The sequence below is a fragment of the Trichocoleus sp. FACHB-90 genome, from assembly GCF_014695505.1.
Taxonomy (GTDB): domain Bacteria; phylum Cyanobacteriota; class Cyanobacteriia; order Cyanobacteriales; family FACHB-T130; genus Funiculus; species Funiculus sociatus.
The window spans coordinates 19,146-36,520 of sequence record NZ_JACJOK010000031.1 but is presented as its reverse complement, the minus strand read 5'-3'; the positions used below and the strand labels follow the sequence as shown (position 1 = coordinate 36,520).

General features: G+C 47.8%; 18 protein-coding genes and 1 pseudogene. 13 read left to right on the top strand and 6 right to left on the bottom strand.

The annotated features are described in order from the left end of the window. The first annotated feature begins 55 nt into the window (after positions 1–55). Positions 56–1,372, top strand: a complete 1,317-nt coding sequence (locus H6F74_RS09395) for a response regulator (protein WP_190439607.1) — start codon at positions 56–58, stop codon at positions 1,370–1,372. Between the two features lie 111 nt (positions 1,373–1,483). After that, positions 1,484–1,927: pseudogene (locus H6F74_RS09390) on the top strand (class I SAM-dependent methyltransferase); the annotation flags it as partial. Between the two features lie 42 nt (positions 1,928–1,969). On the opposite strand, the gene H6F74_RS09385 reads toward H6F74_RS09390, so the two are convergent. Continuing rightward, positions 1,970–2,113 carry a hypothetical protein gene (locus tag H6F74_RS09385; RefSeq protein ID WP_190439606.1) on the bottom strand — a complete coding sequence of 48 codons (144 nt, stop codon included), beginning with the start codon at positions 2,111–2,113 and terminating at the stop codon, positions 1,970–1,972. Beyond that, the gene (locus H6F74_RS09380; RefSeq protein ID WP_190439605.1) at positions 2,110–2,727 is read right to left on the bottom strand and encodes a TetR/AcrR family transcriptional regulator; all 618 of its coding nucleotides are present in this window, start codon (positions 2,725–2,727) and stop codon (positions 2,110–2,112) included. Before H6F74_RS09380 ends, H6F74_RS09385 begins: the two co-directional genes overlap by 4 nt. Before the next feature lie 169 nt (positions 2,728–2,896). On the opposite strand from H6F74_RS09380, the gene H6F74_RS09375 reads away from it, so the two are divergent. The 4 genes from H6F74_RS09375 to H6F74_RS30465 are packed head-to-tail and all read left to right on the top strand — an operon-like array spanning position 2,897 to position 6,141. Beyond that, entirely contained in the window at positions 2,897–4,090 is a 1,194-nt protein-coding gene (locus H6F74_RS09375) for an ABC exporter membrane fusion protein (RefSeq protein ID WP_199301033.1), read from the top strand. Then, entirely contained in the window at positions 4,087–5,259 is a 1,173-nt protein-coding gene (devC, locus tag H6F74_RS09370) for an ABC transporter permease DevC (protein WP_190439602.1), read from the top strand. Before H6F74_RS09375 ends, devC begins: the two co-directional genes overlap by 4 nt. 9 nt (positions 5,260–5,268) lie before the next feature. Next, positions 5,269–5,976, top strand: coding sequence for a DevA family ABC transporter ATP-binding protein (locus H6F74_RS09365; RefSeq protein ID WP_190439599.1), 708 nt, complete (start codon positions 5,269–5,271; stop codon positions 5,974–5,976). Positions 5,977–6,006: 30 nt separating this feature from the next. After that, a complete protein-coding gene (locus tag H6F74_RS30465) occupies positions 6,007–6,141 on the top strand; it encodes a hypothetical protein (RefSeq protein ID WP_277875786.1) in 135 nt (44 codons plus the stop codon). Positions 6,142–6,282: 141 nt separating this feature from the next. On the opposite strand, the gene H6F74_RS09360 is transcribed toward H6F74_RS30465, so the two are convergent. After that, positions 6,283–7,413, bottom strand: a complete 1,131-nt coding sequence (locus tag H6F74_RS09360) for a WD40 repeat domain-containing protein (RefSeq protein WP_190439595.1) — start codon at positions 7,411–7,413, stop codon at positions 6,283–6,285. Positions 7,414–7,963: 550 nt separating this feature from the next. Between H6F74_RS09360 and H6F74_RS09355 the strand changes: the two genes are divergently transcribed. Further along, a complete protein-coding gene (locus H6F74_RS09355; RefSeq protein ID WP_199301029.1) occupies positions 7,964–9,844 on the top strand; it encodes an ABC transporter ATP-binding protein in 1,881 nt (626 codons plus the stop codon). A gap of 40 nt (positions 9,845–9,884) precedes the next feature. Here the strand turns inward: H6F74_RS09355 and H6F74_RS09350 are convergent, their stop codons facing one another. Further along, entirely contained in the window at positions 9,885–10,787 is a 903-nt protein-coding gene (locus tag H6F74_RS09350; protein ID WP_190439592.1) for an AraC family transcriptional regulator, read from the bottom strand. 201 nt (positions 10,788–10,988) lie between these two features. Between H6F74_RS09350 and H6F74_RS09345 the strand changes: the two genes are divergently transcribed. From H6F74_RS09345 to H6F74_RS09335, 3 genes are read left to right on the top strand one after another with little or no spacing between them, the layout of a single operon-like run. Further along, positions 10,989–11,492, top strand: coding sequence for an MAPEG family protein (locus H6F74_RS09345; protein ID WP_190439589.1), 504 nt, complete (start codon positions 10,989–10,991; stop codon positions 11,490–11,492). 34 nt (positions 11,493–11,526) lie between these two features. Beyond that, positions 11,527–12,237 carry a DUF4336 domain-containing protein gene (locus H6F74_RS09340; RefSeq protein WP_190439586.1) on the top strand — a complete coding sequence of 237 codons (711 nt, stop codon included), beginning with the start codon at positions 11,527–11,529 and terminating at the stop codon, positions 12,235–12,237. A 19-nt stretch (positions 12,238–12,256) separates the two neighbouring features. Beyond that, a complete protein-coding gene (locus tag H6F74_RS09335) occupies positions 12,257–12,922 on the top strand; it encodes an SDR family oxidoreductase (protein ID WP_190439583.1) in 666 nt (221 codons plus the stop codon). An 84-nt stretch (positions 12,923–13,006) separates the two neighbouring features. On the opposite strand, the gene H6F74_RS09330 is transcribed toward H6F74_RS09335, so the two are convergent. After that, the gene (locus H6F74_RS09330; protein ID WP_206756297.1) at positions 13,007–13,219 is read right to left on the bottom strand and encodes a hypothetical protein; all 213 of its coding nucleotides are present in this window, start codon (positions 13,217–13,219) and stop codon (positions 13,007–13,009) included. 107 nt (positions 13,220–13,326) lie between these two features. Between H6F74_RS09330 and H6F74_RS09325 the strand changes: the two genes are divergently transcribed. The 3 genes from H6F74_RS09325 (at position 13,327) to H6F74_RS09315 (ending at position 16,413) form a co-directional block, all read left to right on the top strand. Then, positions 13,327–14,445: an AAA family ATPase gene (locus H6F74_RS09325; protein ID WP_190439576.1), complete on the top strand. Its 1,119-nt coding sequence runs from the start codon at positions 13,327–13,329 to the stop codon at positions 14,443–14,445. Continuing rightward, the gene (locus H6F74_RS09320; protein WP_190439571.1) at positions 14,432–14,992 is read left to right on the top strand and encodes a hypothetical protein; all 561 of its coding nucleotides are present in this window, start codon (positions 14,432–14,434) and stop codon (positions 14,990–14,992) included. The genes H6F74_RS09325 and H6F74_RS09320 overlap by 14 nt, the downstream gene beginning before the upstream one ends. Positions 14,993–15,219: 227 nt before the next feature. After that, complete coding sequence (locus tag H6F74_RS09315) at positions 15,220–16,413, top strand: GUN4 domain-containing protein (RefSeq protein ID WP_190439568.1); 1,194 nt, start codon at positions 15,220–15,222, stop codon at positions 16,411–16,413. Between the two features lie 202 nt (positions 16,414–16,615). Here the strand turns inward: H6F74_RS09315 and H6F74_RS09310 are convergent, their stop codons facing one another. Continuing rightward, the gene (locus tag H6F74_RS09310) at positions 16,616–17,200 is read right to left on the bottom strand and encodes an alpha-ketoglutarate-dependent dioxygenase AlkB (protein ID WP_190439565.1); all 585 of its coding nucleotides are present in this window, start codon (positions 17,198–17,200) and stop codon (positions 16,616–16,618) included. Positions 17,201–17,375 lie beyond the last annotated feature (175 nt).

Below are 17,375 nucleotides of genomic sequence, written 5' to 3'. Positions count from 1 at the left end.
TCCCGTCTTGCCCATCTATAAATACACCGAATTCGACCGCAGGAGCAATTAAATCATGTCATTTAATGCCACTCATGAAATTATTTTGGTAATTGACGACAACCCAACCAATCTAGAATTACTGCATAATGCTTTGGGTTCGTGTGGCTATGAAGTTTTGGTAGAAATGGATGGTTTTAGTGGAATTGAGCAAGCCAAGAACTATCCGCCAGACTTAATTTTGTTAGATGTTCAGATGCCAGGAATTGATGGATTTGAAACCTGCCGTAAATTGCAGTTTGATCCGTCTACAAAAAACATTCCAGTCATCTTCATGACGGCGCTGACTGATACCACAGACAAAGTCAAAGGGTTACATTTAGGGGCAGTAGACTATATTACAAAACCGTTTCGCCAAGAAGAAGCGCTTGCCCGGATTCAAACCCACTTAAAAATTCGACGTTTAAGTTTGGAACTTGAACAACAAAAACAAGAACTTGAGCAAGTTGTTCAAAAACGCACGTCTGAATTAACATTCACGCTACAAGAATTAAAAAAAACGCAATTGCAATTAATTCAAAATGAAAAACTGTCTACAATTGGTCAGTTAGTTTCTGGCATCGCTCATGAAATTAATAATCCAGTTGGTTGTATTACTGGCAATCTAGAGCAAGCTACTCTTGCTGTTAAAGATGCGGTCGATTATATCCGTCTTTATCAAACCACATTTCCTAATCCTGGCATACAAATAGAACAAAAAGCTGAAGAGATTGATATTGAATATCTTCTAGAAGATTTACCTAAAATGTTCTTGTCTATGCAGACAGGAATTGAGCGAATTCGCAACATTAGTACATCACTTAGAACATTCTCGCGTGCTGATGTAGATTGCAAGGTATCAGTTAACATACATGAGGGACTTGAAAGTACCCTGATGATTTTGCAACATCGTTTGAAAGCTCAGGATTATCGTCCAGCGATTCAAGTAATCAAAAAATATGGTGAAATTCCTAAAGTCGAGTGTTATTTAGGACAACTCAATCAGGTATTTATGAATATTTTGGCAAATGCAATTGATGCCTTGGAAGAAGCGAACCTGGGGCGCAGCTATGAAGCGATTAAAGCAAGTCCCAACCAAATTATCGTTGAAACCGAAATGAAAAATGAACAGCAGGTTGCAATCCGAATTATAGATAATGGGATGGGAATGACGAAAGATGTTAAACAACGTATCTTTGACCATCTATTCACGACTAAACCCGTTGGAAAAGGAACAGGTCTAGGACTGACGATCGCTCATCAAATTATTGTTGAAAAGCACGGAGGAACGATTGAAGTAAATTCTGAATGGGGAGGAGGCACAGAGTTTGCGATCGCGCTTCCGATTGTGTAATCTAGCCTCTAGAGGTACATCAGATTAATCAATGCCTCAATCAGATATGATTTGGCTCATCAGTGCCGACTATAAATTGATGAGTCAGACTGCTGGTGCGAAGGTGACAATATGACAGAGTGGTACAAAGAAGACCTCGCGTTTATTCACGACGTTGGTTTTAGTGACTACGCTCTTAAATCTGCTCCCGGTATATTAGAAATTTTGGATCGGAGCAATATACGAAAAGGTTTAGTGGTGGATTTGGGTTGCGGAACTGGGTTGTGGGCACAAGAACTTGAAAAGGCTCACTATCGGGTTTTGGGAGTTGATATCTCTGACTCTGCGATCGCGATCGCTCGAACACGAGTACCCAATGCGGAGTTTCGGGTCGAATCCCTGTTCAAAACCGACATCCCGCCGTGTAGCGCTGTTACCTCTATCAGTGAATGCCTTAACTACCTGTTCGATCCAGACAACGATCGCCAAACGTTAAATCAAGTCTTCCGTCGCATCTATAGCGCGTTAATTCCTGGTGGTGTCTTCGTCTTCGACATTGCAGAACCGGGACAGGTAGGGGCGGAGACAACGAAGGGGTTTAAGTCCCGCTAAAAAGAATTATTCCAGCACTGGAAACAGCTTATGCGATCGCATACCTAGCAATTTGCCCACCACTAAATCGGTAATCCCCGAATTGTCATCAATTGTTCGGGGTGAGATGACAAGGATGTGCAAACCGTTACTAATATGAACCCCGCTCAAGCCTCGGAGTCTTTGAGGAGATGCATGAGGCTATCGATCAGGCGATCGCTCTCCATCGGCAGAATATCCTGACCGTGAAGCATTTTCTGTACCATCATGAAATGAACTAATGCACCTAAAAAAATGCGTGCGGTTGCTTCAGGATCGGCAATCTTTAAGTTTGGACTCGATGCCAGATACTGACTTAATGTTTCAACGCCCGGTTTTACCAACGTGCGAACAAAGATTTGCGCCAGTTCGGGAAAGCGTCCAGACTCGCCAATAATTAGCCGCAACAGGGCAATTTCTTCACTATCGCAAATAATCTCATTCAGTGCCTTCGTTAATAGCTGCCGCAGCACGACGAAAGCATCTCCTTCCGACGGCAGGAAACGTTGGATGATGGAAAACTTTCTTTGAGCAAACCTTTGGACGAGGGCAGTGAACAGTCCTTCTTTATCTTGAAAGTAAGTGTAAACCGTTGGTTTGGATACGCCAGCCGCCTTCGCCACCCGATCCATGCTCGTGGCGGCATAGCCATGCACCAGAAACTCTTGCATTGCGCCTGTCAATATCTGTTCGGCTTTCTCTCCCAATCCATCCTGCTTCGGTTCCGTCATCTTCGTCTGTCTCATTCATTCCTGATCTGATTGTCACAGTCATTCTAGGGGTATTCGCTTTGAGGAGTTCTAGAGAATTTTCAGGACTCCCTTGACGTTACTATACTAAACCGTTTAGTTTAGTTGTATGAAAACTAAACCGTTTAGTTTAGTCCCTTCCTAGAACTGGGGAATCTGACAGATGATGCAAGAAGTGGCAGCAGGTAATCCATCCTCTAAACGTCTTTCTCGACCGCTGACTCTGCTGGCGATCGCTGCAACGCTGGCAACAAGTGGAGTGATGGCATATAGCGTTTCGCAAGGGCGTATCCAGCAATCCAGTACGACCCCATCCACAGCGATCAGTACGCCGGAAATCCAGACGGTGACAGCATTGGGACGGCTAGAGCCAGAGGGTGAAGCGATCGCGCTCTCTGCACCCACATCTGCGGAGGGGAATCGAGTGGATCAACTGTTAGTCAAGGAAGGCGATCGCGTTCGCAAAGGACAAGCAATTGCAATACTCAACAGTCGCGATCGCCTTCAGGCATCTGTGATGCAGGCACAAGAACAGGTTCGAGTTGCCCAAGCCAAACTGGATCAGGTGCGTGCAGGAGCAAAGACAGGCGAAATCCAGGCGCAACGTTCCCAGATTGCCCAACTGGAAGCTGAACGGGTTGGGGACTTGAACGCGCAAGCCGCTACCGTTGCCCGTCTGGAAGCCGAAGTGCAAAATGCACAGGTAGAGTATCAGCGCTACGCATTGCTTTACCAGAACGGAGCGGTTTCGGCATCCCAGCGCGATAGTAAGCGACTGACACTTACAACTGCCCAAAAGCAACTCCAAGAAGCGCAAGCCGCCCGCGATCGCACTCGCAATTCTCGCCAACAACAACTGAATGAAGCCCGCGCCACCCTGGAGCGAATTGCAGAGGTGCGTCCAGTAGACGTGCAGGTAGCCCAAGCCGATGTCAGACAAGCCTTAGCAGCCGTTGAGCAAGCCAAGGCAAACTTAGAACAGGCATCCGTGCGATCGCCTCAGGATGGTCAAATCCTCAAAATCTACACCCGTCCCGGCGAACTAATTAGCAATGACGGGATTGCCGAAATTGGGCGAACGCAACAGATGTTTGCGATTGCAGAAGTTTATCAGAGTGACATCAAGAACATCCGTCCAGGGCAAACGGCGCGGGTGAGTAGTGACTCGATTGACAGCGAACTCAGCGGTACTGTCGAACAGGTTGGCTACAAAGTGCTGCGCCAAGACATTGTGAATAGCGATCCGTCCGCCAATATTGATGGGCGCATTGTGGAAGTCAAAATCCGTCTGGATGCAGGCTCTAGTGGCAAGGCTGCCCGACTAACCAATCAGCAAGTTAAGGTGGTCATTGAATTATGATTGGCTTCCAACAACTCCAACGCCGGACACCTTTAGGATGGCTGCAACTGAGTCATCAAAAAGGAAAACTGGTCGTAGCGTGTGCGGGTGTTGTGTTTGCAGATGTCTTGATGTTGATGCAGTTGGGGTTTCAAAGTGCGCTATTCAACAGTGCCGTTCTTGTCCACAATAGCGTTCGCGCCGATGTCGTTCTGCTCAGCCCTCAAGCTCGCAATCTAAGCAATATGTCGTCCTTCCCGCGACGGCGTTTGTACCAGTCGATGGATATTCCGGGCGTTCAGTCTGCGGAAGCGCTCTACGCCAACATGGTGAATTGGAAGCATCCGACCACCCAGCGCGAAACGAGTATGCTGATGTTGGGATTTGACCCTAACAGCTCAGTCTTTGAGCAACCAGACATTAACCAACAATTAAACCAGATTAAGCTGCCTAACACAGTTTTGTTTGACAGTGGTAGCCGTGGAGACTACAAAGCAGCGATCGCGCAACTCGAACAAAACCAGCCACTGAAGACAGAAATTGAGCGGCATAGTGTTACCGTTGCTGGCAAAATTCGCATCGGGTCTTCCTTTGGTGCAGACGGACACCTGGTTACTAGCGACCAAAACTTTCTGCGGCTGTTTCCCCGCAGACAGGCAAGCAGCGTCAGTGTCGGCTTACTGCAACTGCAACCTGGAACCGATCCAGTGCAAACAGTACAAGCTTTGAAAGCACACTTGCCGAATGATGTTCAGGTTCTGACTCGGCAGGAATTTATCGAGTTTGAAAGAAGCTACTGGGCAAAGAATACACCAATTGGATTTATTTTTAACTTGGGCGTGACAATGGGCTTCATTGTTGGCGTCATTATTGTCTACCAAGTTCTCTCAACAGATGTGAACGCTCACATGGGAGAATACGCCACTTTCAAAGCAATGGGCTATCGCAATCGCTACCTACTCATGGTGGTGTTTGAAGAAGCCGTTATCTTGGCAATCATCGGCTTTATCCCTAGTATTGCCATTTCCGCAGGACTGTACCGCCTGACTCGTAATGCGACGAATTTGCCTCTGTACATGACTGTGGCGCGAGGAATTTTCGTACTGATGTTGACGATGGTGATGTGTACCTTGTCTGGAGCGATCGCTACCCGCAAATTGCAATCAGCTGACCCAGCTGATATGTTTTAGGTTTATATTATGTCTCTTCAACCTGTCATCTCTATTCACAACCTCGATCACTACTTTGGTCAAGGCCAACTACGCAAACAAGTTTTATTTGACATCAGTTTAAAAATCAATGCTGGTGAGATTATTATCATGACCGGGCCTTCTGGTTCCGGCAAAACCACGCTGCTAACTTTAGTTGGTGGACTGCGATCTGCCCAATCGGGTAGTCTCAAGGTATTAGGGCAAGAACTCTGTGGTGCAAATCCGACAGCACTGGTACAAGCGCGACGGCACAATGGTTATATCTTTCAGGCGCACAACTTGCACGGTAGCTTAACGGCACTCCAGAACGTCAAGATGGGCTTAGAGTTGCACAAGGATATTTCTTTGCACCAGATGCGCCAGCGCTCAGCCGAAATGCTAGAACAGGTAGGATTGGGAAATCGGATTAATTACTATCCCGCCGATCTGTCGGGTGGACAAAAGCAACGGGTAGCGATCGCCCGCGCCTTGGTAAGCCATCCTAAACTGATTCTTGCTGACGAACCGACTGCTGCTCTCGATAGCAAATCCGGTCGTGAAGTCGTTAGCTTGATGCAAATACTGGCAAAAGAACAAGGTTGCACCATTCTACTGGTGACTCATGACAACCGCATTTTGGATATTGCCGATCGCATTGTTCACATGGAAGATGGACACTTAATAAGTGATACTGCCAAGGTTGCAGCGGTTATTTAGAAATTATTTGTAACGATATTGGGCTATCTTATGGATGCCCTGCAACTGCCAGTCGGTTACATCTGCACGCCAGAGAAATTAGCTTTGTGCATCCGCATGGAGAAACTCTCCATCTCCAAGCAAAAACGCCATTTTGACAATAGCCTCTTGCAAAGTCAGCCCTGAAATAAATTTCGGGCTGAAAGCTAAAGTTAGCTAAAGCTAACTGGCAAACATCCTCAACCCGTTTTAACGGGTTTTAACTTTAAGGCTGTTTAGTTCAAGGCATTTATGCAAGAGGTAACTGATTAAAAGGCGATCGGCGCTTCAAAAAGACCCCCGCAAAACACTGATTCCAAAAGTGGACAAAACACCCCCAGAACCGATGGCAATCGTTTTGCCATCCGGACTAAAGGCAATACTGGTTGTGTATATGCGACCAAGATTTTGGTCGTTAATAGAAGGCTCAAACAGTGTTTTAAGTAGCGTTCCAGTCCGCAAATTCCACAATTTGACTGAATGATCCCAAGCCGCCGTAACCAGCTTCTGCCCATCAGGGCTAATTGAAATGGAAGCGGAACCTCCAGGTATCGTGTGGAGAAGCTGCTTTGTTCTCAGGTTCCATATCTTGATGGAATCTGCAACACTGACAAGAGTCTGCCCATCGGGAGCGATCACAATGGAACTAATTGGGCTAGTCTGTCCTTCGAGAGTACCCAGCAGTTTTCCCGTCTTGATATCCCATAGCTGAATGCTGGTGTCCTTACTGGTATTTTGATCCACACTCTCTCCACCGCCAGTCGCAAGCAGCTGACTGTTTGGGCTGAGGGCAATCGACCGAATTGGGGTTGATTGGGGATTGATGGTCTGTAGGCGTTTGCCTGTTTTCAGGTTCCACACCAACACTTTCTTGTCATTACTGGCACTTACTAAAGTTTGCCCATCGGCACTAATTTCAAGGTGATTGACTGGTTGTGAATGACCGTTCAAGGTGCGGAGAAGTTTATTAGTTTTCAGGTTCCACACCTTAATCGTTTTGCCATTAGCCTGTGCCTTATGGTCAACAGTCACCAAGGTTTGGGCATCGGGAGTAATTGCAACAACACCTGCGGCATATACGTTTTCATTCAGGGTACGCAGCAGCTTACCTGTCTTGAGGTTCCACAGCTTGATTGCCTTACCAGCGCTATGGCTGACCAGGATTTGACTATTCGGATTGAACGCCAGGAAAGTAACATCGTATTGATGCCCGCTTAAATTGTAGATTTGCTCAAAGTCTTTTTTGGAGTTAGAGGCTGTTGGTGTTGTTGAGTTGGGTTGGATTGAGGATTGGGCTGTTGATGGGAGTTTAGCGATCGCTTCCAGCGCTGCGCTCCGCGCAATCGCGCCAGTGGCAATTGTTGCCATAACAGCCAAAGCGATTGCGTTTTTCCAAGACAACTGGTTGAGATTTTTCATATAGATAGGTATGTAGCTCTAGTAGGACAACAACTCTATTACTAGCCGATACAATCCAATAAGACGGCAGTTGTATCCGCCAATGTTTCTGTCATAACAGTTACAACAGCCCGACCTTAACAAAGTTATGTGCTGCACATCACCCAGTTTATTTACCTAATTGATTGATGCTTTTTTGAACTGGCAGGAGTGAATTATCTAAGCTTCAATTGCACTTTGCAGCGAACTTAAGTTCCGGCTGAAAGCTCAAACCCGCTAAAACGGTTGAAATGGTCAACGGGTCAACACATCAGTCAGTTCTACCACCCATCGCTTGGGCAACAAGACAAACCCCTTACGCTCTTTTTGTCGCAGCACCACCAGCTTGATAACTTTTAATTAACTTCTTACACCTAACTACAAAAATGTCCTGTTGATCGGGGGATATTACAGAGGTTCGATTGAGGATTTTTGGACAGGAGTGAAAACCCAAAGTAGATTCCTGACCTCCCCAGTCCTCTGACATCACCCAATTGGTGCATTGTCCTGCTTAGAGTCACCCAGCACATTCATGACTTTTCCACTCAAAGCACGTTTAAAAACCCCTAAAAATTCACCAAAAATGGTGGTGCCGTCAATCAACCAACATTGGTTGCTGCGGATCGTCCTCCGGTCTATTTCCTACTTCCGCAAGGACTTCTGGCTGATCGTCACGCTCTTATTTTTGATCGGGGCATCGGTGCTTTTCAACCTTCTCAACGCTTGGCCTATGGCGATTCTAGTTGATACGGTTCTCTCACCAACCCCGAAACCCAACTGGGTTCATACGCTGTTTCTTGCCCCGTTCGGCGAAGGCAAGCTGAACCGAATTTTCGGAATGGCGTTCGTCGCGACGATCATCAGGATCATGAGCGATACCGTCTTCATGCTTCGTAAGATGTTGAACTACCGCATCCAGTACAACGGCACCTTGCGGGTTCGCACCGAATTATACGACAAAATGCAGGCGCTGAGTCTAGGCTGGCACGGTTCGCGATCGCAAGGTGACGCAATCTATCGGTTGAGCTACGACAGCCTCGGCCCTTGGGGGGTGATCGATACGCTCATCGGCTCTACCGCCGCATCGGTGACGCTGACGGCGATGATCTGGATCATGCTATCGCGTCACGTCCTTCTCACCGTGTTCGCACTTTCGTTCACGCCGCTTCTAATACTGGCGAATTGGTACTTTGAGGGAAGGATTCGCCGTCGGGCGTTCGAGTCGAAGCAGACGGATGCGGTGATGACCTCAACCATGCAGCAAGCGATAGAGTTGATCGGACTGATTCAGTCTTTCCGTCGAGAAGCAACGGAGTCGCGGCGCTTCACGCGGGTGGTTGAGCGGAGCGTTGGTGCTTCTATGCGGCTTCATTGGCAGGAGAACCTCTATCCGCTCACGGTTCAGGTAGTATTCGCTCTGGGAAGCGGGGTAATCTTCGGCTACGGCGGGTATCTGGTCTATCGCGACCAGTTTTTGCGCCAGGTGCCAAACGGCTTGACCCTCGGCGATCTGATCGTATTCTTGGCGTACCTTAATCAGTTCTGGGACCCGATCGGTTGGGTGTTGGGGTTCACTACCAAGATCCAGACCTTTGTAGCTTCATGCGATCGCGTCTTTACAATCATTGACGAGCCACCCACCATCAAAGACGAGCCTGATGCGCCATCGTTTCCCGTCCATCCCCGCACCCTAACCCTTGCCGACGTTAGCTTTGAGTACATCCCTGGGCGGCCTATCTTACGGGAGATCGATGCAACCATCGAACCGGGTCAGATGGTGGCGTTTTTGGGGCCTAGCGGGACGGGAAAAAGCACGCTCCTCAATCTCTTGCCGCGCTTCTACGACCCGACATCGGGGAGCGTTCAACTCGACGGCTTCGACATCCGCACCCTTAAGGTTGCCGATGTCCGCAAACACATGGCGCTGGTCACGCAAGGCAGCCCACTTTTCCCCGGAACGATTGCGGAGAATATTGCCTACGGCTGCGCGGACGCGACCTTGAACGAGATTCGGGAGGCGGCGGTGGAATCCGGGGCGGCTGAGTTCATCGAAGCCTTGCCGGATCAGTACGATACCCTACTTAGTGAGGGCGGACAGAACCTTTCCGGCGGACAGCGGCAGCGGTTAGCGATCGCACGGGCGCTAGCTACGAAGGCTCCAATACTCATCCTCGACGAACCGACGAGTTCGCTAGATTTGAAGCACGAGCAGTGGGTCATCGAAACCCTCCAGCGTCTGCGTCGCAAAAGAACCATTATCTTAGTGACGCACCGACTCGAAACCGCCGTAGACTGCGATCGCATTTTTGTCATGCAGGAGGGCGAGATTGTCGAAGAAGGCACCCATGACGAACTTCTGTCCCAACAAGGACTCTACTTCCGAATGCTGGGCTACAAGCCATCCTCGACCTGACGACCCTATAAAGCCGCCGTCATCAGTAATGCTTGCATTGTCAGAGAATGGGTAGCTGTAACCCCTTCTCCTGTCGATAACGTCTTGGGGTTGTCTGCAACATTCTCCGAAACACGGTGGTCATGTGACTCTGGTTGCCAAATCCCGCCTCCACTGCAACCTCAGCTAGTTCGCGGGTTGGGTCATGCAAAAGTTTCTGGGCATATTTCAACCGACACCGCAGCACGTATTGATAGGGTGACAGCCCGGTGGTAGCTTTGAATGCCCGCGCAAAATGGTACGGGCTAAAGCCGACCGTGGCAGCAATATCGCTCAGGTTCAATTCCTGTGACAGGTATGCCTGGATGTATTCCAGGCTAGTTTTTAACAGCTTGGGTTCCAAAAATTCTGGCGGACGTTTGAATCCAGAGAGATTCGATCTCCGGTAGATAATTTGCCCTAGCACTGCCGTTGCCACGGATTCCAAGTAGAACGCACCGCCAACCTGTCCGTTGTTAAAAAACTCCTCTATAGCGATCGCTGTACTTAAACCCCAATGCGTCTTTGGAATCTGCCCCGGCAGTAACTCAATCGTTTGCTCTTTTGTCGCTGTGCGCGACAGGAACGCTTGCGAATACCCGAAAACCACAAAACAGGAGGCCTCTTCGACAGAACGGTAAGTGCTGCCTTGAGGCACAATATCAAATCCTCCCGGCAGGGCTTCGTAAGGTCGCAGGCGATCGCTATCAAAGGCAGCAACTCCACGAGTGACGCCAAAACTGGTGACTACCAGATGAAGGGGCGATCGCAGATTCACTTCCAGATGTCCCGGTGGGATGATTGCCACCATCATCTCTGGCGTTTCCAGCCAATGTCCCCATTGCGGTAAGGTTTCCATCGGTGGCTGGTCGAGAGGAATTTTGCGATCGCTTGGGTTGAACAGAAACTCTTGCAAGAGATTCATAGGCAGGGGCGATGGATCGTTGAATTGCTACTCAGATATTCAGACTTCTTCAAGAAGTCGGGGATCTAATCCAATTTCGGTGACATTCACTCAAAATTGATTGTCCCAAAAAGCTGATGGCGATAGTCCGCAAGAATTTAAAAGACTGCGATCGCCAACATCAAATAACCTCAGTACCAGAATTGCGATTGTTGAGTATCAATGTCTGCACTGATTCCGATTTCAACCTTCTTCATTGGCTGTCACGGGTTACTGGCTCTAGGTTTGTCCTATCGGGTGGCGATGGAACGTACCCGTACTCGCATCTGGCATGGTGCAACCCCCGCAGAAATCGCCTCACAGCCCAATTATTTGAAACATCCCAACCCTTGGGCAGCGTTCGTGGAGAAACTGACGCAACAGTCCGTTGTCACGAAAGAGGTGGATGATGGCGTGTTGCAGCGGACAATCCGGGCGCATGGCAATTTCACCGAGTACGTACCCCTCGGCTTATTATTTCTGATTGCCTTGGAGTGGATGCAAGCGGCATCTGGGCTGCTGTGGCTGCTGGGTGCAACGCTGATTCTGGCGCGGATTGCTCATGCTTGGGGATTAATCCAAACCTATGGGCCATCACCGGGACGGGCAATTGGCTTTTTTGGCACCTGGTTGGTTTATATCGTCGGCAGTGTAGCCTGTCTCTACTACAGCGTGCGGCAATTCTAATCCTTCACCCACCGAATCTAATTGAATCATCACAATGCTGAGAGCTATTGATACCGACATTTGGGTTGCTGAACAACCGCTGAAATATTTTGGGTTAGAAGTTGGGACGAGAATGACGGTGATTCGTCTGAACGATGACAAATTAATGGTCATCTCGCCAATTCGCACTGATGACGCACTGATTCATCAATTGAATGAATTAGGAGACGTTGGTTACATCGTTGTTCCCAATTTGTATCATCACTTGTTCGTCGCCCAGTTCAAGCAGATTTATCCTGATGCAGAACTTTGGGCAACACCGGGTTTAGAACAGAAGCGCCCCGATTTAGTGATTGACCAGATTCTTAGCGATCGCACCAGCCAGCTTTTTGATGGCGTTGAAGCTGCAATAGTTACAGGGTTCAACACGCTGGATTTCAAAGGATACTCTCCTCTGAATGAATGGGTTTTCTTCCATGCCAAAAGCCGTACTTTGATTGTGACCGACCTGGCATTTCATTTTGATGGAAACAGTTCGCTCACCACACAATTAGTTGCCAAACTGCTCGGTAGCTACCAGCAACTTCGTCCATCATTACTGGAAAAAATCGCAACTCAGGAGAAAGACCAGGTAAAGCAGTCCATTCAACAGATTCTCACCTGGGATTTTGACCGAGCGATCGTGGCACACGGCAGCATTATAGAACACGATGGTAAGCGACAGTTTCAGGTAGGCTATGAGTGGTTTCTAGGAACGTCTCTCTAATCAAGACATTGGAGTTTGCATGGCAACTTATCTGGTTACGGGTGCTAATCGCGGGATTGGTTATGAATACTGCCGTCAACTGCAAGCACGGGGCGATCGCGTTATTGCCGTCTGTCGCAGTGCTTCTGAGGAGTTGAAGCAGCTAGGGGTGCAGGTTGAGGAGGGGATTGATATTACCTCTGATGCTTCGGTTGCTGATTTACGCGATCGCCTGGATGGTACGACCATCGATGTTCTGATTAACAATGCGGGAATTATCAAGCGCGTCACCCTGGAAGACTTAGATTTTGAAAGCATTCGAGAGCAGTTTGAGGTAAATGCTCTGGGGCCTTTACGAGTAACTCACGCGCTATTACCACTTCTCAAGACAGGCTCCAAAATCGCCTTGATGACAAGTCGGATGGGGTCAATTGCCGATAATACCTCTGGCAGTTCCTATGGCTACCGGATGTCGAAGGTGGCGTTGTCGATGGCTGGCAAATCGCTGTCCCTCGATCTCAAACCGCGTGCGATCGCGGTGGCAATTCTGCATCCAGGGTTAGTTCAAACCCGGATGACGAACTTTACATCTGGTGCCATTACGCCGGAGGAGTCGGTGAAGGGGTTGTTGGCGAGGATTGATGAGTTGACACTGGAAAATACAGGTACTTTTTGGCACGCTAATGGTGAGGTGCTGCCCTGGTAATGTGTCTTTGCTTCTAGATCACGGGTTTGTCGCGATCGGTTTCTTTTTCTCAAGCAGGGAATTATAGCGATCGCTTCTGGTATGCTATGCGATCGCTCTCCCTTCATCAACAATGCGATCGCCCAAATGCTCAAAGAAAGTTCTCAGCAGATGGAAGCGATCGCAATCTAGGAAAAATCTAACCAAGTGTTTGACTGCCTCATTGCACCTGTAGCGATCGCACTTGTTTAGTGTTGGGTAAGTGCGATCGCTCCCACCTTTCCTACGAGAAGCTGGGTGAACGTTCCCCAAGTCCAATTAATGCCCCACTTGCGGTTCAAGTTGATTACTCTGTCGATTAGGATGGATTGAGGAGAAAAGAATTAAACCCCTTTGTCTATAGTAGTTTTTACTGAAAAAAATTGATGCTGAAACGTATATATATTGATAATTTTCGCTGCCTAGTTAATTTTGAACTTAATGTTGACGCCATTAATTTATTTCTAGGTTCTAACGGAGCAGGTAAATCCACTGTTTTTGAAGTCTTGCAGAAAATTCAGGCATTTGTCAGTGGTGATAGTAAGGTAGAGGTGATTTTCAAATCTGTGGACTGCACCCGCTGGCAAACCTCTCTAATTCAACGTTTTGAGCTAGAGATTTTAGGTAATGGCGGCAGCTATAAATATGAATTGGGTATTGGTCACGAGCGGGATAGATGTCGTGTTGAGTATGAGCGCCTTTGGTTTGATAACCAGCCTTTACTGAAATTTGATTTAGGTGAAGTTCAACTCTATCGAGACAATCATTCAGTGGGGCCGCAATACTCGTTTGATTGGTCGCAGTCTATGATACCTTCATTAATGCCAAGAAATGATAACAAGAAGTTAACTTGGTTTAGAGAACGGATGGCGCGATTTATTATTGTGCGAATCATTCCTAGTTTGATGGTTGATGAGAGTAACCAGGAAGAAATGCGTTTGGTCAGCCAGGCAGAAAATTTTGTTTCTTGGTATCGCTACCTCTCTGAAGATCAAGGCAAGGTTGCTGAAATAGGAAGTATTTTAAGGAATGTATTAGATGGCTTCACAAACTTTAGATTTGAGCGAGTAAGCGAACAAAACTTAGTGCTAAAACTACGTTTTTCAGGAGGAATAGCTACCACTAAACCAATTGAATATCGCCTGGGAGAATTGTCTGATGGACAAAAAACATTAGTTGCTTTGTACACACTTCTTCATGGCACCAAATCCGAAGATTATACCTTGTGCATTGATGAACCTGAAAACTTCTTAGCGTTGCCAGAAATTCAACCCTGGCTTATTGAGCTTTACGATCTTTGTAGCGAAAGAAAACTTCAAGGTTTACTAATTTCTCACCATCCTGAATTAATTAATTACCTTTTGGCTTCACCAATCGGCTATTGGTTTGAGCGTCAAAGCAATGCCCCTGTCCGAGTAAAACGAATTAGTAGTGAAGTAGCTGAAAATTCTGGACTACCCGTTTCAGAACTAATTGCACGGGGCTGGTTGAATGAGCCAGCGTAGAGTCCAGATTGTCATCCTCTGTGAAGATAGACAGCAGGAGGTTTTTGCTCGTTATTTCTTAAAAAAACGAGGTTTTGCAGGTCGATTACGAGCTGAAATCTGTCCTCCAGGTAGCCAATCTGGGGAACAGTATGTACGCACTCAGTATCCGGCGGAAGTAAAAGCATATCGCCAGAATAAAAACCGTGTATCGATTGGATTAGTCGTGTTGATTGATGCAGATACTGACACATCGCAGGAACGACTCAATCAGTTAGCTCACGCCCTCAGCGAAGATTCCCAGGAAAATCGTCAACCAGATGAAGCGATCGCAGTATTTGTACCTAAACGCAATATTGAAACCTGGATACACTACTTGCAGGAAGAACCTGTAAACGAGGAAGATACCTATTCAAAATTTCTGAAAAATGAAGCTTCTTGCAAGCCCTATGTTGAGAAACTGGCAGATCAATGCCGTTCTCAAAACTTACCAGAAGATGCACCAGAATCACTTCAGGCAGCTTGTGGAGAATTACAGCGGCTATTACCACTTCTTTTGGAGCAATGAGTCTTAACTGGAGTGCGCTCGCTCTTCTTCTCAACCACTATTGTCAGGCGCGATCACGCTTGTATGCGATGTTGTGCGCTCGTCAAAACGGCGTATTTGCTTGCTGATGCTGGGGAAAGCGGGTCGCTATGCCTTTGTATCTCAAACTGAAACAAAGCAACCGATTCAATCGCAAACTTGCCAGACTGGAGACGAAATCAAGATCGAAGAATACTTAATCTAGCGATATGAAGCGCTCTATTGTAGTTGGGTTACTAACATTTCTGGCTATTGGCTGTAGTACGAGTCTTCCAATATCATCCACTCAATCTCCCACGCCTGAGGCGATCGCAGCCAAACCTGCGCCAAACTCCTCAATGCAAAGTCGGGATGTTTTTTACTTTAGCGATCGCTTTGGGTTTCGCTTCGTTTCCCCAAAGGGCTATGTGATTACGCCTAGCAGTACGATTCAATCGACGAAGCCAAATCCCCCGCTAGAAGTTCTAGAAGTGTGGCAGCAGCAAGATTTTCTGAATCGGGAGAGTCTACCTGAAACGCCTCCCATCATCAGCATTAGCATCTACGACAACTCTAAACGGTTGCCCCTGACAAGCTGGAAAGGTGAACTCAGCCAGAATGACGATCGTCCCCTCACCGTTGCTGGACAGAAAGCGATCGCTTACACTTCCACTGGACTTTACGAGTCTGATAACGTGCTGTTCAGCAGTCCTGATGGTCGCTATGTATTTCGTCTACAAGGAGCTTACCTGCAAAAGAACGATTCCATCCGACAGGTATATCAGGACATCGTTAAAAGCTTTACCTTCGATGCGATCGCTAGCACGGGTTCCCCTAACAAATGGCGCATCAACTACAGCCGCCTCAAAAGCCTTTTGGCTGCAAGTGACTGGCGGGGTGCGGATGTGGAGACTCGTGCCATTTTTCAGCGATTGCAGAAACTACAAGGACAGGGTGCAGACTTACTCTACGGCAGCAAAACCCTGCTCAATCGCTTTCCCTGCGAGGATTTTCGTAGCATAGACACTCTCTGGTCGCAAGCTAGTAAGGGACGCTTTGGGTACAGCGCTCAAAAGCGCATCTGGCAGCAGACAGCCTCCCAGACGAAAAATCCGAAAGCACGAGTTGAGAAGTTCGGTCAGGCAGTGGGATGGCGCAGAAGCCAACCATTACCGGAAAACAATCCTTTTGGGGTCGTGCTAGCTGGAACCAAATGGCGGTTGGATTCGGAACTCAACTCTACTGCTACGGCACCAATCGGACAGTTTCCTTGGGGAGGAATTTCCTCCAACTTACTGAGTGACATTCTCAGCGAACCTGGTTGTGGTAGTTGTACCACGGATGCCATTTATCTTGCTAGCGATCGCTATTACGACTACGTGCCTGCTTTGTTTACCAAGCTCAATCAGTGTCAAGTTCGCTAATTAAGCGAACTGACTCTTTCAGCGCAAGGCTAACGCCTCGTTTCGCTGTTTTCATGCCCCAAGGGCTGTACGCTATCAACGTTTCAGCTTACTTATTGCCCCTTCCCCTGCCAGCAGAACTACAAGCTCATCGCGTTTCCGACAACAACTGAAATTCAGCATTAACCTATCGAAGTGAATCCGTGAGGCTTATGCTCGTTGATCAGTCAATTACTCGAAAGGTCAAATTAATCCGAGGAGGAACCGGACGTTTAGTTTTAGGAATTTGATGCTGCCAGTAGTGCTGCGTTGTCCCCTGCATCAACAAGAAACTGCCAGAAGTTAACTCCAGTTGATGCTTCAAACCTTTCTCGGCTCGGTGCCGGAGCCTGAAGCGCCGTGTTCCGCCCAAACTCAGAGAACCAATGACGGGATTTTGCCCTAACTCAGGTTCATCATCGCTGTGCCACCCCATACTGTCGTTGCCATCTCGGTAGAGATTGAGCAACACACTGTTGAACACCACACCAGAAACCGCTTCAGCCTTTGCCTTGAGGTCGAGTAGCGTGCGTGTCCAGGGAGAGGGGTGCATCGTGATGCCAGAGTAAGTGTAGGATTTACCAGGATCGGCATACCAAGCCGTTAGCCTGGGTTGAGGCATTGAACGCCCGTAAATCTTAATCCAGTCCTGTCGCCAGTCGATTGTTTGAGTCAGTTGTGTGAGCAAGCGATCGCTTTCCTGCCCATCCAGCAGAGACGGGTAGAATACGATATCTGCGTCAGGCAGTTGCAGAGGCACACTGAGCATAAAACAAACACAACTGAGGGCGGCAAGAAATCAGCTTTAATTATTACTGCATCGGCTTAGCTCGCGCCTGACAGCTGCGTAATTCCTGGTACTTAATATTTACTCTCCAAGGCTTCTGCTAACCATTTCAGGCAATAATTTGTTGTAAGCCGCAAGAGTTTACCATAGTTTTGGT